This is a genomic window from Prauserella halophila, from assembly GCF_024171895.1.
GTDB classification, from domain to species: Bacteria; Actinomycetota; Actinomycetes; order Mycobacteriales; family Pseudonocardiaceae; genus Prauserella; species Prauserella halophila.
Map to the genome: position 1 here is coordinate 1,064,530 of NZ_JAMTCQ010000008.1, position 16,232 is coordinate 1,080,761.

General features: G+C 69.0%; 10 protein-coding genes. 5 read left to right on the forward strand and 5 right to left on the reverse strand.

Annotated features, from left to right (window positions below; all coding sequences use genetic code 11):
- The first annotated feature begins 107 nt into the window (after positions 1-107).
- Both LY41_RS05145 and LY41_RS05150 read left to right on the forward strand, forming a co-directional pair.
- Complete coding sequence (locus tag LY41_RS05145; RefSeq protein WP_372493118.1) at positions 108-2,183, forward strand: neutral/alkaline ceramidase; 2,076 nt, start codon at positions 108-110, stop codon at positions 2,181-2,183.
- Between the two features lie 165 nt (positions 2,184-2,348).
- Positions 2,349-3,191 (forward strand): phosphoribosylaminoimidazolesuccinocarboxamide synthase, encoded by an 843-nt coding sequence (locus LY41_RS05150; protein ID WP_253862631.1) that lies wholly within the window; start codon positions 2,349-2,351, stop codon positions 3,189-3,191.
- A 43-nt stretch (positions 3,192-3,234) separates the two neighbouring features.
- On the opposite strand, the gene LY41_RS05155 is transcribed toward LY41_RS05150, so the two are convergent.
- Positions 3,235-3,531: a DUF3040 domain-containing protein gene (locus LY41_RS05155; protein ID WP_253862632.1), complete on the reverse strand. Its 297-nt coding sequence runs from the start codon at positions 3,529-3,531 to the stop codon at positions 3,235-3,237.
- 425 nt (positions 3,532-3,956) lie between these two features.
- On the opposite strand from LY41_RS05155, the gene LY41_RS05160 reads away from it, so the two are divergent.
- On the forward strand, positions 3,957-4,865 hold the full coding sequence (locus LY41_RS05160; protein WP_253862633.1) for an RluA family pseudouridine synthase: 909 nt from the start codon (positions 3,957-3,959) through the stop codon (positions 4,863-4,865).
- 95 nt (positions 4,866-4,960) lie between these two features.
- Here LY41_RS05160 and LY41_RS05165 read toward each other — a convergent pair whose 3' ends face one another.
- The 4 genes from LY41_RS05165 to LY41_RS05180 form a co-directional block, all read right to left on the reverse strand.
- Positions 4,961-5,113 (reverse strand): hypothetical protein, encoded by a 153-nt coding sequence (locus LY41_RS05165; protein ID WP_253862634.1) that lies wholly within the window; start codon positions 5,111-5,113, stop codon positions 4,961-4,963.
- 150 nt (positions 5,114-5,263) lie between these two features.
- Positions 5,264-9,034, reverse strand: a complete 3,771-nt coding sequence (locus LY41_RS23995) for a DNA gyrase subunit A (RefSeq protein ID WP_253862635.1) — start codon at positions 9,032-9,034, stop codon at positions 5,264-5,266.
- An 82-nt stretch (positions 9,035-9,116) separates the two neighbouring features.
- The gene (locus LY41_RS05175; RefSeq protein WP_253862636.1) at positions 9,117-12,635 is read right to left on the reverse strand and encodes an ATP-binding protein; all 3,519 of its coding nucleotides are present in this window, start codon (positions 12,633-12,635) and stop codon (positions 9,117-9,119) included.
- Between the two features lie 204 nt (positions 12,636-12,839).
- Positions 12,840-14,006, reverse strand: a complete 1,167-nt coding sequence (locus tag LY41_RS05180) for a DNA polymerase IV (RefSeq protein WP_253862909.1) — start codon at positions 14,004-14,006, stop codon at positions 12,840-12,842.
- Positions 14,007-14,387: 381 nt separating this feature from the next.
- On the opposite strand from LY41_RS05180, the gene LY41_RS05185 reads away from it, so the two are divergent.
- Together LY41_RS05185 and LY41_RS05190 are read left to right on the forward strand one after the other, a co-directional pair.
- Positions 14,388-14,669, forward strand: a complete 282-nt coding sequence (locus LY41_RS05185; protein WP_253862637.1) for a WhiB family transcriptional regulator — start codon at positions 14,388-14,390, stop codon at positions 14,667-14,669.
- Between the two features lie 680 nt (positions 14,670-15,349).
- Entirely contained in the window at positions 15,350-16,102 is a 753-nt protein-coding gene (locus tag LY41_RS05190; protein WP_253862638.1) for a class I SAM-dependent methyltransferase, read from the forward strand.
- Positions 16,103-16,232 lie beyond the last annotated feature (130 nt).

Below are 16,232 nucleotides of genomic sequence, written 5' to 3' on the forward strand. Positions count from 1 at the left end.
CGTTCCCGCGCCGCCACCCGGGTGATGCAGACCGGGTTCCACCCGGTCGTGGCCGGTTTCCGCCGGATTCGCCCTTGCGTGACCGGACCCCGACCCCGAAAATTCGAATCTCATTCACGTTCTTCCGGCGGACGGGTGAACGGAGGACGAAGCGCGCGCTGGTCCTGGTCACGACGTTGCTTCTCGGCGCGTCCCTGCTCCCCGCTCCTGCCGGTGCGACGCCACCCGAGGGGGAGGATTCCGTGCACGCAGCCGAGCCGTATCTCGTGGGACGCGGCATCGCCGACGCGACGGGAGAGATCGCCGAGGTCGGACTGATGGGCTACGGCCGCATCGACCAGCAGGCCGCCGGCCTGCACAACCGGCAGCGCTCGCGCGCGTTCGTCGTCGCCGACCGGGACACGTCCGAGCGCGTGCTGCTGGTCGTGGTCGACGCACCGATGATCTTCAACAGCGTGCGCCAGGAGGTGCTGCGCCGACTGGCCGAGCGCTACGGCGACACCTACACCGAGCGCAACGTCATGCTGACCGCCACGCACTCGCATGCCACACCAGGGGGCCATGCGCACCACCTGCTGTACAACATCACCACGCTGGGCTTTCACCGCAAGACGTTCGAGGCGGTCACATCCGGCATCGTCGAATCGGTCGAGAAGGCCCACTCCGACCTCGCGCCCGCGTCGCTGACGCTCACCCACGACGAACTCGCCGACGCGAGCGCCAACCGGTCCCGCGCGGCGTTCGACCGCAACCCCGCCCGCGACAAGGCTCACTTCCCCGACGCCGTCGATCCGCAGACCTCGCTGCTGCGGATCGAACGCGACGGCCGTCCCGTCGGGGCGATCAACTGGTTCCCCGTCCACGCCACGAGCATGTCCGGCGACAACCGCCTCGTCAGCTCCGACAACAAGGGATACGCCGCCTACCGCTGGGAACGGCAGGACGCGGGCGTGGACTACCGCGGCGACCCGGCACCGGCGTTCGTCTCGGCGTTCGCCCAGACCAACGCGGGCGATCTGACACCCAACCTCGACCTGACGCCACCGAGCACGCCCGAGGACTTCCAGCGCACCACGGCCAACGGCGAGAAACAGTACCGGGCCGCGAAACGGCAGCTGACCGCCGACGGCACCGCGATCGCAGGCGGTGTCGACTCACGGCTGGTGCACCTGAACCTGTCCGAGGTGGAGGTCCGCCCCGAATTCACCGGCGACGGCCGGACCCATCGCACCTGCAAGCCTGCCGTCGGCGCGGCCATGGCGGCGGGCAGTCTGGAGGACGGGCCGGGCTTTCCCGGCTTCGACGAGGGCGAGAATCCGTTGTGGGACAAGGTTTCCCACTCGGTGCTGTACCGCGCATCGCCGAAGTTGAAAGAATGCCAGGCTCCGAAAGGCGTGTTCGCGCCGGTCGGTGCGATGAACAAGGTCCACCCGTGGGTGCAGGAGATCGTGCCGGTGCAGCTGATGCGCGTCGGCGAGCTGCACCTCATCGGGGTGCCGGGCGAAGTGACCATCACCGCGGGCCTGCGGCTGCGGCGGACCGTCGCCGAGGCTGTCGGCGCCGACCTGCAGAACGTCCTGGTCGCGGGCTACGCCAACTCCTACTTCCACTATCTGACCACTCCCGAGGAGTACGACGCCCAGCATTACGAGGGCGGCAGCACGCTGTTCGGCCGCTGGCAGCTGCCTGCGCTGCAGCAGACCGCGCACGAGCTCGCCACCGCCCTGCGCGACGGCCGTGACGTGCCGCCCGGCGACGAGCCCGAGGACCTGCCGGGCAACCAGTTCCGGCTCCAGCCCGGCGTCGTGCTCGACACTCCCCCACTCGGCAAGCGATTCGGCGACGTACTGAGCCAGCCCGCCGAGGCATACTCCGCGGGCGAGCAGGTGTCGGCCACGTTCGCCGGCACCCACCCGAGCAACGACCTGCACCGCGGGGGAACGTATCTCGAGATCCAGCGCTGGGACGGCCGCGCGTGGCAGCCGGTCGCCGACGACGGCGACTGGTCCACGGCGCTGCACTGGACCCGCCGCGGCGTGTCGGCCTCCCGCGTCACGATCACGTGGCAGCCACCCGCCGACGCCGCAGGCACCCACCGGATCCGTTACCGCGGCGACGCCAGGAACGCCCTCGGCCGCGTCGCGCCGATCACCGGCGTGACCCGGGAATTCACGATCCGCTGACCTCCCGGGTCACGGGAACCCGGGTCACGGGAATCCGCAACACAGCCCCCGGAACCCGCAACACGGCCCCCGGAACTCGCAACACGGCCCCCGGAATCCGCAACACGGGAGGTCGGCGGCCGGGCCTCGGGCTACCCGCCGGGAGCCACAGCACCCGGTCGTACGATGAGGCGCGTGAAGCACATCCACGCGGGCAAGGTCAGGGATCTCTACGACGACGACGGCGACATCCTGCTCGTCGCCTCCGATCGGATATCGGTCTACGACGTGACACTGCCGACGCCGATCCCCGACAAGGGCGCGCTGCTCACCCAGCTGTCCCGCTGGTGGTTCGAGCGGTTCGCCGAGCTGGTGCCGAACCACGTGCTCTCGGCGACGGACGTCCCGGAGGAGTTCGCGGGCAGGGCGTTGCGGTGCAAGCCGCTGACGATGGTCAAGGTCGAGTGCATCGCACGCGGGTACCTGTCCGGCTCCGGACTGCAGGAGTACCGCGAGCACGGCACCGTGTCGGGTGTGGCACTGCCCGACGGGCTCGTCGAAGGCAGCAAGCTGCCGGAGCCGATCTTCACGCCGACGACGAAAGCCGACTCCGGGCACGACGAGGCGATCACCTTCGACGACGTCGTCGCCCAGGAAGGCGGCGACACGGCCGAGCGCCTGCGGGAACTCACGCTGGAGCTGTACCGGGCGGGCGCCGAACATGCGGCGGCACGCGGCATCATCGTCGCCGACACCAAGATCGAGTTCGGCCGGGACGCCGACGGCGTGCTGACCCTCGGCGACGAGGTGCTGACGTCGGACTCCTCCCGGTTCTGGCCCGCCGACGAATGGGAGCCCGGGCGCGGGCAGCACGCGTTCGACAAGCAGTTCGTGCGCGACTGGGCGACCTCGACCGGCTGGGACAAGACCCCGCCGGGGCCGGAGGTCCCCGCCGACGTCGTGACGGCGACCCGCGCCCGTTACGCCGAGGCCTACGAGCGCATCACCGGCGAGACCTGGGGGTCGTAGGCGGGCTCGACCTGCCGGGGCGGATGCGGACCGGGATCGGACGCTAGCCGTCGTTGTCCGGTGCCCCGGAGCTCGGCGAACCGCCCCGACCCTGCACGTGGGCGAACGCGGCGACGATCAGCACGATCGCCGCCAGCAGCACGAGGCCGAAGTTCAACGTCACCAGGCCGAGCACGATGAGCACGCCCGCGAACATGTCGAGGCCACGGCGCAGCACCCGGTCACCCGCCCACCGGCGCGGCGGGCCGCCCCGGCCGAACGCACGTGCCAGCTCGGGGTCGTCGTCTCGGATCCTGCCACCGATGCGCTCGAGTTCCTCACGTTCGCGACGACTCAGCATGGCGAACTCCCTCGCTCGTCTCGTCCGCGTCCCGCGCCGGATACCCGTCGCCCCACGGCGCTAACCGCCCGCCTGCCGGCGCAGCATGCGTGGCCGCGGTGTCGGACACTCGCGGGTACGACGTCGTCCGCACAGCCGATAGCCCGGCGACGTTGCGCGTCGTATGGTGGTCGCAGCTGTGGGACGAAAGCCCCGGGGACCGCGCACCTCCCCCCTCGTTGCGGGCCCCGGATGAGGAGAACGCCCGGCACGCCTCCGCTCGGTGGGTGTGCCGGGCGTTCTGCATGTGACGCCCGCGCTGCGACCTGCGCTGTCACCGGCACACGCGCCTGCGCCTGGCGCTGCGACCGTCGCGCCCGCCGGACGGCCCGGTCTCCGTGCTCCGCTCCCCGATCGGCACGGCACGCCGCCGGTATCCTGGGGGCATGAAACGCCCCGTCTCGCCGTTGCCGCAGCGCAACGGGCTCGACGCGGCGCGGATCCGGTTGCCCGTCGACGGGACGTGGGCGACCGTGCGCGAACACCTGGTGCAGCGGCTGCACCGGCTGGAACCCACCTATATCGACGAGATGCTCACCGCGGGCCGGTTCGTGACGGCCACGGGGCCGGTGTCGGTGGACACCCCGTACGTGCCGGGCGAGTTCGTGTGGTTCCACCGCGACCTGCCCGACGAGGTTCCGGTGCCGTTCGACATCGGCATCGTCCACCGCGACGACGACCTGGTCGTGGCCGACAAACCGCACTTCCTCGCGACGATCCCGCGCGGCAATCACGTCATGCAGACCGCGCTGGTGCGCCTGCGCGACGAGCTGGGCCTGCCCGAGCTGAGTCCCGTGCACCGGCTCGACCGCGTGACCGCCGGGCTGCTGATGTTCACCGTGCGGCGGGAACTGCGCGGGCCGTATCAGAACCTGTTCCGCGACCGTGTGGTGCACAAGGAGTACGAGGCGATCGCCCCGCAGAACCCGGAGCTGACACTGCCGCGCACGGTACGCAGCCGGATCGTCAAACGCCGCGAGGTCGTCACCGCCGAGGAGGTTCCGGGCGAGCCGAACGCCGAGACGTACGTCGAACTCCTCGAGGCCCGCGACGGACTCGGCCGCTACCGGCTCGTCCCCGCCACGGGCCGCACCCATCAGCTGCGGGTGCACCTGAACTCGCTCGGCACGCCGATCGTGGGCGATTCGTTCTACCCGGTGACCTACGAGACCGCTCTCGACGACTTCCGCAACCCGCTGCAGCTGCTCGCGAAGGTCCTCGAGTTCACCGACCCGCTCACCGGCGAGCACCGCCGGTTCGAGAGCAGCCGCACCCTGTCGGCCTGGCCCGCCTGAACTCGGACTCAGGCAGGCAGGCAGGCAGGCAGGCAGGCAGGCAGGCAGATCGAGTCTCGGACCACCACCGCGGCACGTGAACAAGTCAGCACAGGTCACCAGCGTTCCTCGTCCCGCATATCCGAGAGGACATCGGTGAGCTCGCGGTGGCCATCCGCCACCGGCGGAAGTTCTTCCAGATCACACAGCCTGCCGACAGGTGGCCGGTACAGCCCGGCACCCTCCAGCAGCTCCAGCACCGACGCCATAGCCGAACTGTAACTCTCGACGTGCTCTACTGACGCGGAACAGCTCCGCTCAGCTCAGCCCGACCACCGTCACGTAAGCGCAAGTCCGCCCGATCGTCGATGCGCGCGTGTGCCGACCACCCACAACGCCGACACCCGCCACCGGCGGGCTCAGCCGCGTTCGATGCGGTGGCCGATGACCTCCGGGCCGGGGTGGGCCGCGCCGGAACCGTCGCGGCGGTCGTCGATCTCGGGCAGCTCCACCGCGTCTCCCTTGCGGGAACTGCCCGCGGGCCTCGGTCCGATCCACGCCACCCGGATCGCGTCCTCGCCCTTGAGCAGCCGGTGCGCGCGTACACCCACGGTCGCACGGCCCTTGGCGGGGTACTCCGCGAACGGCGTCACCTTCACCGTCTCGCCCGTCGCCGTGACGACGAGCGGCTCACCGTGATCGTCGTCGTCCGTGCGCACCGCGCCGAAGAACACCGCCTCGGCGTCGCCGGACAGCTTCACGCCCGCCATGCCTCCGCTCTTGAGCCCCTGCGGCCGCACCAGCGAGGCCGAGTAGCGCAGCAGCGACGCCGCCGAGGTCACGAACGCCAGCTCCTCCTCGCCGTCGGTCAGCCACGTGGCTCCGACGACCTCGTCCCCCTCCTTGAGGTTGATGACCTCGAATTCCTCCGACCGCACCGGCCAGTCGGGCGCGCACACCTTGACCACACCGGCCTTCGTGCCGAGAGCCAGCCCCGGCGAGTCGCCGATGTGGTCCCCGAGCGGGGCGAGTCCGACGATCCGCTCGCCCTTCGCCAACGGCACGAGCTCCTTCGAAGCCATTCCACCGCGCAGCGACACCGTTCCGCTCTGCTCCGGCAGCACCGGCAGCGGCAGCACGTCCACCTTGAACGCGCGTCCAGCGCTCGTCACCAGCACCACCTGGCCACGGGCGGTCGTGCGCACGAGCCCGTGCACCGCGTCGTGTTTCACGCGGCCGCTGCGACGGCGGTTCTCCTGCGCCTCCTCCGATTCCGCCGCCGTGCGGGCGACGAGGCCGGTGGCCGACAACACCACGTGGCACGGGTCGTCGGCGACCTCCAGCGGCCCGGCCGGTTTGGACGCGGCCAGCACCTCCTTGAGGTCACCGTCGATCAGCGCGGTGCGCCGTTCGGTCGGGAAGTCCTTGGCGATCGTCGCCAGCTCGGCCGAGACGACCTTCTTGAGCTCCTTGTCGTCGTCCAGGATCTTCGACAGCTCCGCGATCTCCGCGCGCAGCTTCTCGTCCTCCTGTTCGAGGTCGAGCTTGTCGAACTTGGTCAGCCTCCGCAGCGGAGTGTCCAAAATGTAGGTCGCCTGGATCTCGGTGAGTTCGAACCGCTTCATCAGGCCATCCTTCGCGGCCTGCGCGTTGTCGCTCTGCCGGATGAGCTTGATGACCCTGTCGATGTCGACGAGCGCCTTGAGCAGGCCTTCCACCAGGTGCAGCCGCTCCTCCCGCTTGCGCCTGCGGTAGCGGGTGCGGCGGGTGACGACGTCGTAGCGGTGCTGGAGGAACACCTCGAGCAGCGGCTTCAGCCCGAGCGTCTGCGGTTTCCCGTCGACGAGCACGAGGTTGTTGATGCCGAACGACTGCTCGAGCGGCGTCAACCGGTACAGGTCGGCCAGCAGCGCCTGCGGGTTGACGCCGACCTTGCACTCGATGACCAGCCGCGTGCCGTTCTCGCGGTCGGTGAGGTCCTTGACGTCGGCGATGCCGGTGAGCCGTTTGGTCTTGTTGACCTCGTCGGTGATGCGTTCGATCACCTTCTCCGGGCCGACGCCGTAGGGCAGCTCGGTGACGGTGATGCCCTGCCGCCTGCTGCCCTCGACCGGGCCGGTCTCCACGGTCGCCCGCATCCGCACGACACCGCGGCCCGTCTCGTAGGCCTTGCGCACCTGGTCCAGGCCGAGCAGCTGCCCACCGGTGGGCAGGTCGGGCCCCGGCACGAACTCCATCAGCTTGTCGAGCGAGGCGTTCGGATGGTTGATCAACCAGCGTGCGGCGGCGATGACCTCGCTGAGGTTGTGCGGGATCATGTTCGTCGCCATGCCGACGGCGATCCCGGACGTGCCGTTGACGAGCAGGTTCGGGAAGGACGCGGGCACCACCGACGGTTCGAGCAGTTCGCCGTCGTAGTTCGGCCGCATGTCGACGGTCTCTTCGCCGAGTTCGCCGACGAGCAGCATCGCCTCGGGCGACATGCGAGCTTCCGTGTTGTGGTTGACGAAACCGCCGGCGAGGAAGGAATGGTCGTCCGACTCGACGCGAACCGAGTACACTTCGGCCGGTTCTGCCTCCTCGACGGCGGTGACCTGCTCGAACCGGTACCCGGAATCCATGATCGGAAGGATCGTCTTCAGGACCTCGGTGTCCTTGATCCGGTCGATGATGCGGAGACGCTCGGTCTCCCAACGCTCCATCCGGTCGAAATTGTGCTGCGTGAGCCACTTCCGCCCGCTGCCGCGCCGGTCGAAGTCCAAGGCACCGCGCACGTAGTCGGCCACGAACGGAACGTGGTCGGAGCTCAACCGGTGTGGGCGTAGCGGCGAGCACTGCAGCAACTCCTGCAATGTGGCCTGCTTGGTCTTGAGAAACCCTACGCGCTCGGCGAAGGCCTTGACATTGCGCGGGCCCGCGATGACCAGTCGCCGCTCGATCGAACCGCTCTGCCGCGTGTAGGCACAGATTCGCGCCATGACACCGAACTCCGCCAGCAGCTCCTGCATTTCGGATGCCAGACGCTCACTGTAGGTGCTGTACTGGATGGTGAACGAGTTGTCGGCCCGACGAACGCCACCGTCGCCCTCGAACGCGGCCATCAGAAACGCACGCTTGGTTCCCCAGCCGCCCGTCCAGACATGTTCCGGCACGAACTTTTCCTTGGCCCCGTGCCCGATGAACTCGGCCAAGGGGCTACGCCGGAACGCGTCCATGCCGCCCGCGTACTCCCGGATGTCCAGTTCACGAATCCGCTTCCGGTCGCGGCGTGTCTCCCGCTCGTACACGTACCGCTGACCGCCGACAACCTGGTCGTAGGCGTGCAACACCTCGTCGAAGTAGTGGTCGTCGGTGTTGTTGAACCCGGCGCGATTCTCGCCGGCGAAACCTTCCGAGACCCACGCACCTGCGAGTACACCCAGCATGTACTCGCGCGCGGTGGGCACGACCTGTGTCCAGGCGTTGCGTGCCACGCAGACGACCGATCCCGGCTCGACCTCGTCCAACCTGCGCCACTGGAACAGTGGGACACCGGCAGGCGCTTCGAGGCACAGTACGAGGTGGTTCTCGCTGCCACGCAGTGAGAACCCGGACTGCGTGGTCATGCGCAGGGTCGGATGCACCCCGGAGTTGAAGACCTTGTTCACCCGAACGGCCTTGCCGTCCTTGTCGAGCACCTCGAAGTCGGCATCCGCCTCGGAGTTCTCGGACAGATCGACCATGTCGGCGATACGCGGGCTCGACCCGTCCGCGAGCCGGATACGAGTGTCACCCACGACGCAGTAACGCGAGGCTGCCGGTCCGTCGTCCGGGCTTCCGAAATTACCGTGCCCGTCCACCAGCGGGACGTTCATCGAGAAGTCCTGCGCCAGGCGCACCATCGCGTCGTAGATCGCGACGTCGCCGTGCGGGTGGTAGCGGCCCATCACGTCGCCCACCACGCGGGAGGACTTCACGTACGCGTGGCTGGGCCGGTAGCCGTTCTCGTTCATGGAGAACAGGATCCGGCGGTGCACCGGCTTGAGGCCGTCACGGGCGTCCGGCAGGGCCCGGGAGTGGATGACCGAGTAGGCGTACTCCAAGTACGAGTCCTCGATCTCGGCCGTGAGCGAGTTGTCGTAGACCTGGGCGCCGGCCTGGTCGAACGCGGCCGGATCGACGCGGGTGGTCGGATTCTTTCGGCGTGCCATCGTGGTGTCCGGCTCCTGGTTCGTGCGCTGGCTCTGGGATACGGGCTGCGGATACGTGCTGCGGATACGGGGTGCGGCGGCGTCAGATGTCGATCGCGGCCTGGTCGACGCGTTCGGACGACGAGACGAGCCAGTTGCGGCGCGGTTCGACCTTCTCGCCCATGAGGAGTTCGAGCGCGGCCTCGGCGGCCTCGGCGTCGTCGAGCGTGATGCGGCGGACGGCGCGGGTCGCGGGATTCATCGTCGTCTCCCACAGCTCGTCGGCATCCATCTCGCCGAGACCCTTGAACCGGGGCACCGGCTTCTTGATCGTCTTGCCCTTTGCCTCGAGTTCGGCGACCTTCTCCTGCATCTCGCGCTCGGTGAAGGTGTAGTGCGTCTCCTCGCTCTTGCCCTTGGTGACGACCTTGTGCAGCGGCGGCATCGCGGCGTAAAGCCTGCCCTCGTCGATCACCGGCCGCATGTAGCGGGCGAACAACGTGATGAGCAGGGTGCGGATGTGCGAACCGTCCACATCGGCGTCGGCCATGACGATCACGCGGCCGTAGCGCATCGCGGGCATGTCGAACGTCCGCCCGGTCCCCGCGCCGAGGACCTGGACGATGTTCGAGATCTCGGCGTTCTTCAGCGCGTCGCCGAGACCGGCCTTCTGCACGTTGAGGATCTTCCCGCGCAGCGGCAGCAACGCCTGGTACTCCGACACACGGGCGCTGCGGGCACTGTTGTGCACGAACACACCGGACTCGAGTGCGAAGTTGTGGTAACCGTCGACGGTCAGGTCGTAGACGTCGGCGGTCTCGGACAGCATCTCCACCGACTCGACACGGTGGTTGAGGTGCGTCGCGGCTTCGCGCAGCTTGCGGTAGTCGCCCTGGTAATGCGCGAGCAGCTTCTCGAATCGCAGACCGGTCCGCGCGCTCGAAAGCCGGAGCGTTTCGTACGCGTCCGCGAGTTCCTCGTCCGACACGTCCAGCACGTCGGAGAGCCGCTTGAGCGCCGCGATCCTCCTGCCCTCGTTCTGCTGGGCCACCCGCTCCGCACGGGGGACGTTCTCGACGTAGCGCGCACGGCCGTTTTGCACCCGCGCCAGGTGACCGGTGTCCGGGTCCAGCATCCGCAGCTTCATACGCGTCGAGTGCCGTTGTCCGAACTCCGGATGCGCCTTGTGCCACGCGACGACAGCTTCCCGCTGCCGCTCACGTTCCGCTGGGTCGGAGAACTGCTCGACCGTCTTCTGCGAACGCCATGCACGCAGGTCCTCGTCCTGCCACTGCTGCTTGGAACGCTCGCTCCACTCGGCTCGTCTGCCGGGTTCGGCGAAGAATATCCGAACCCGTTCGGCGGCATCAGCCCGGTGCGCAGGATTCGCCCAGTACTCCGCCTGCATGGCACGCATCCGCTCCGCGTACGCGGAGCGCTCGGCGTCGCTCAGCGACGCGCACCACTCCTGGAAACCCTGCTCGATCCGCTCGCGGAACTGTGGGTCCGCATTGCGCTCGGCCAATCGCGCCAGGCACGCGGCACGGAATTCCGGGTCCTGCCACTGCTCGGACAGCATCGCGGACTTGAACTCGAGACCACCGTCGGCCAGCCAGGCACGGTAACCGGCATGCACGTGCTCACCCATCATCGAGGCGTGCAACGCGGCATGGTCCTCCCAGGTCATCCGGCGTAAGTTGCGCGGATCGTTGTTGCGCTTCTCGATGTCGACGTGGTGGCGAACGTTGCCGTTGTCCGCGCTGTCCAGGCCGTGCCGCAGGTTGTAGGCATCCGCGATGTAGTGCGTGTAGACCCACTCGTCACGGTCGTTCATCCATACGCGCTCGTAGCCGTCGAGTTTGTCCCCCGCGGACTTGGCGGACACCGAACGGTAGAGCGGCATCAGCGAATCGCCCGCGGTCAGCTGATCCGCGCGCCGGTACGAGCCGTCACGGAGCCGGAACAGGTGGTCCGGGGTGCAGCGCACGGATTCTCCGTTGTCCAACCGCACCCTCACCAGCGGCGCGTCGCGCTTGGTCAACCGCGGTTCCACCAGCGGAGCGACCACCACCCGGCCCTGGGAATTCGTCGTGTAACCGAAGTGACTGATCCCCTGCGCCCAGTCGTCGGCCAACTCGGAGAACGTCTTGCTCCCGCCGCTCGCCAGCGCGACCCGCGTATCACCGGTGAAGCAGCCGAGGGCGCTGTCGCCCTCCACGAGGAACAGCTCGCTGCGGGCGATGCCCGTGGCACGGCAGTCGACCAGCTTCGGCGGCATGGCGGCGCCCTCGAGTGCCGTTTTGCGCCGCGCGGCGTCCTTCTGCTGCTTCTGCGTGATCCGCACCCGCGAGGCGTCGACGATCTTCTGCAGTACCGTCTTGGCCTCGGACTTGGTCTTGCGGTTGTCGACCCAGGCGCGGATCTCCTTGTCCACGATGCCCTGGATGACCTTGGTGATGCCCGCGGTCGACAGTTCGTCCTTGGTCTGCGACGTGAACTGCGGTTCGGGGATGCGCACGTGAATCACCGCGGTCATGCCCTCGGTGATGTCGTCGAGCGTCGGCGGGTCCTCCTTGGGTTTGAGCAGCCCCCTGGTGCGTGAGATCGCATCCTGCAGCGACTTCGTCAGCGCCCGGTCGAAGCCCTTCCGGTGCGTGCCGCCGTGCACGTTGCGGATGGTGTTGGCGAAGCACTCGACGGTGCGCTCGTAGCCGGTTCCCCAGCGCAGCGCGACGTCGACCTCGGCGCGGCGTTCCACGTTGGACTGCATGACGCCGTTCTCGTCGGCGGCGTTCTCCTTGTAGGTGCCCTCGCCGGAGATCGTGATGGTCCCGCACACCGCACGGTCGCCCGTGGGTGCAAGGTACTCGACCATGTCGGCGAGCCCGTTCGGATAGTGGAACGTCTCTTCCTCGATCGCACCGACCTCGCCGTCGGTGGCCGCTCGCAGGACGAACGTGACGCCGGGCACGAGGAACGCCGTGTGTTGCAGCTTCGTGCGCACGTGTTCGACGTCGAGCGCCGCGCCCTGTTCGAAGTACCGCGCGTCGTACCAGTAGCGGATCGACGTGCCGGTGGACTCGCCGCGTTTCATCTTCCGCGCGACCCGCAGCCCCGACTGCGGCGTGAACTTCGATTTCGGGCCGGGTCCGTCGAACACGCCGGCGGTACCGCGGGCGAACGACATCTCGTGGACCTTGCCGTCGCGCCGCACCGTGACGTCGAACCGCAGCGACAGCGCGTTGACCGCCGACGCTCCGACGCCGTGCAGACCACCGGAGGCCTTGTAGCCCGAGCCACCGAACTTGCCACCCGCGTGCAGCCGCGTCAGCACCAGCTCGACACCCGAGGTCCCCGACTTGGCGTGATTGCCGGTGGGGATGCCGCGGCCGTTGTCGTCGACCTCGACACTGCCGTCGGCGTGCAGCGTGACCACGACGCGGTCGGCGTGGCCGGCCACGCCTTCGTCGGTGGAGTTGTCGACGATCTCGGCGAAGAGGTGGTTCACGCCGCGGCTGTCGGTGGACCCGATGTACATGCCGGGCCGCTTCCGCACCGCTTCCAATCCCTCGAGGTGGGTCAGGTCGTCGGCCCCGTACAGGGTCTCGGCCGAAGCAGTCACAGGGTCGTCTCTCCCGGTCTCGTGATGCGATGGCGGCCTCCCGTGCGCCCAGCGGGCGGGCCGCCTCGTGCGGGCTGCGGGCACCGGGCAGGTTCACCGGACCCGGCGGGAAGGCACCGTACTGCAGGGTATCTGCACAGTCGGACATTCCGGGGCACCCACCGGGCACACAGCGCCGGATCGAGGGCGGGTATGTGACTCAGCTCATTCCTCGCGGTCGTGGCCGGGAGGAATGACGAACTCGGCACGCACCCCCAGCAACCGCACGGGGCGGTCGAACTCGAACCGGCCCAGTACGGCCAGCGCGGCCCGTTCGAGCACCTCGCCGACCCGGCCGCGCCCCGGCTGCCCCGGCTGCTCCCGCTCCTGCCCCGGCTGCCCGGGCTGCTCCCGCTCCTGTCCCGGCTGCTCCTGCCGTTCGCCCGGCGAGAGGCGCGCGACCGGGTCGACCGGTTCCGGCAGGGTCGTGCTGCGCGTCTTGGTGAGAAACGGCGCGAACCGCACCTTCACGGCCACGCGCGCGACGGGCCTGCCCTCGGCGGCGACGTCGTCGGCGACCCGCCGGGCGAGGTCACGCACGGCCGCGTCGGCCTCGGCGCGGTCGGTGAGGTTCTGCTGGAACGTCGTCTCCCGGCTGCGCGACTTCGGCACCTGCGGCGTCGCCGTGACCTCGCGGTCACCCCAGCCGTGGGCCAGCACCCGGAAGAACGGGCCCATCGTCGGCCCGAACCGCGCCGCCAGCTCGTCCCGGTCGGCCTCGGCGAGCTGCCCGACCGTCGTGATGCCGAGTTCGGCGAGCTTCGCCGCCGTACGGCTGCCGACACCCCACAGCGCGTCCGGTGGCCGGTGGGCCATCACGGGCAGCCAGTCCGCCTGCGTGAGGCGGTGGATTCCGCCCGGTTTGGCGAATCCGGTCGCGGTCTTGGCGCGCAGTTTGTTGTCCCCGATTCCGACCGAGGATTCCAGTCCGCAGCGCTGCTTCACAATGTCGCGGACGCGCTGCGCCAGGCCTTCCGGATCGTCGGTTCCGGCGCCGAGGAACGCTTCGTCCCAGCCGGCGATTTCCACGACGACCGGCAGTTCGCGCAACGCCGCCATGACGCGCTCGGAGACCTCTTCGTAGGCCGGCGAATCCGAAGGCAGGAAAACCGCGTCGGGACATTTCCGCTGTGCCGTCCGCAACGGCATCCCGGAGTGCACTCCGAACTCCCGCGCCTCGTACGAGGCCGTCGCAACGACACCGCGCTGTGCAGGATCACCCTTGCCGCCGACGATGACGGGCCTGCCCTGCAACTCCGGGTGACGCGCGATCTCGACGGCCGCGATGAACTGATCGAGATCGACGTGCAGTATCCAGTCCACATCGTTCAGTATGCGCCCTCCTCGCGCGTCGTCCCCGCGCGTCGCCGCCCGTGCCCGCACGGCATGATCGTTTCCCGTTCTCCACCCGGCACGGCCACTGCGCCGGGCGTTTCGCGAATGTGGCACACGCGGCACGTGACGGACATCGCGCCCGGCGCAGAAGTGCACGCGGAACAAAGTCCCGAGCCCGGTTCGTTGGACGAAGTGTTCGCCCGTTCTCACGCGTTCATCCCCGGCCGGAAGACGGCAGGATCTCAACCGGTAGACGGCAGGATCCGCCCGGAAGACGGCAAGCGCAGCGCCGCGTGCCCGGCCGCGGTTCGGCGAACACACACGATTCGAATTCGGCTCCGACGCCGAACTGCGCCGCGAAAGGAGGGCGCCCACACCATGGAAACGTTCACCCGGCCACAGAGCCTCGAGTGGGTGCAGGACGCCGCCTGCCGCGACGAGGATCCCGAACTGTTCTTCCCCGTGTCCGACACGGGCCCGGGCTCACAGCAGGCCGCACGGGCGAAAGCGGTCTGCGCCCGCTGTCCCGTCCGTGACCTGTGTCTGCAGCAGGCCTTGGACAACGGTCTCGACTTCGGGATCTTCGGCGGCCTCACCCAGGAGGAGCGCCGCGAACTGGCACGCCGCCGACGTACGGACTCGACTCCGCACGTGGCGTGACCCGGCACCCGTCGGGCGGTGGTCCCCCGGCATCGCCCGGCGGGTGCCTGCTTCTCCCCCCTCCCGCGCACCCCGCACCCCGGCAACGCGGGGCGTGTCCGTGACGTCTGTGACCGCCCACGATGCGCGATCACCGGGCAAACCCCGCCCGCTCGGCATCTCCGACCCGAACGCCCCGTCCTCGAACGCCCCGCTCCGAACGCCCCGCCCCGGACGCCCCGGCCCACCCGAGGCGTCCGGGCCCGCTGCGCCACCCGGCCGGAACGACCCTTTCGTGATGGTTCGTTGACCGGGCCGAAGCACGCCCGAACTCCCGACTCGATCATGCATACTTGCATGCATGACGCGCCCGCCCGTACCGACCAGGTGCGTGATGCGCAGCGTGATCAGCGGTACACGCTCGTATTCCTGCATTTATAACATATATGCATCAACCTGGGTGATGTCCGATAACTAAAATGCCCTACGGTGGGAACCCGAAGTGGCAACGGACGACGGGATTCAAGCCCAGGCGCTGGGGTCGGCTGCGCCGAAGGTGTGAGGCCGAACAGGTGCGAGGCCGAACAGGTGCGGGGGCAAATGCGGGAGCGTGCCGCGTGAGCGGCATGTCCACCTCGTGACCGGCACACGGTGATCGGCACACACCCACCCCGGGGTCCGGCAAACCGGAAGGGGAACGCGTGACACTGCAGCTTTCGGAACAGGACGGGCAGGCGCACGAAGGACACGGTGCGTTCGCCGCGGCGACGGGCCGCAGCCTCGAAGGCGACAACGCCAAGCCCCGCTACCTGGAGTATCAGCGCGAACTGATCCGGCCGTACGCCGGGCGCTCCGTGCTCGAGATCGGAGCGGGTGACGGCGAGTTCGTCTCGGGGTACCACAACGCGGAGCGCTACGTGGTCACCGACGTCGACCCGGACGCCGTCCAGCAGATGAAGTCGCGCTTCGCCGACCGCACCGACGTCGAGGTGCAGCAGCTCGACGGCGACGGCAACGACCGCCTCGGCAACCCGGTCGAGACACTCCTGGCGATCAACGTGCTCGAGCACATCGAGGACGACGCCGGGGCACTGCGCAGCCTGTCGCAGTCGGTGACGCCCGGCGGCAAGGTCATCATGTTCGTGCCCGGATACCAGCAGCTGTACGGCGAGTTCGACCGCATGGTCGGCCACCACCGCCGCTACACGCCCCGCACCCTGGCCCAGGCCGCACGGCGCGCCGGGCTGTCGCCCGAGGTCGCCAAGCCGGTCAACTTCCTGGGCGCGTTCGCCTGGTGGGCCGCGGTCCGCAAGGGCGGCACGGGCTCGCCGAACCCGAAGCTGGTGTCGCTGTACGACCAGTACATCGTGCCGGTCACGAAGGCGATCGAGAAGAACGTGCGCGTGCCGTTCGGGCAGTCGATCCTGCTCGTCGCGCGCACCCCGGTCGCCTGAGCCGCACGGCGACCCGACGTCACGGCGGCCCGGCTTCACAGCGGCCCGGCTTCACAGCGACACAACGGAAAACGCAGTCGCCCGCTGTTACCGTGCGGGCAGGAGCCCGGCACCGCCGGAGCACTGTCCG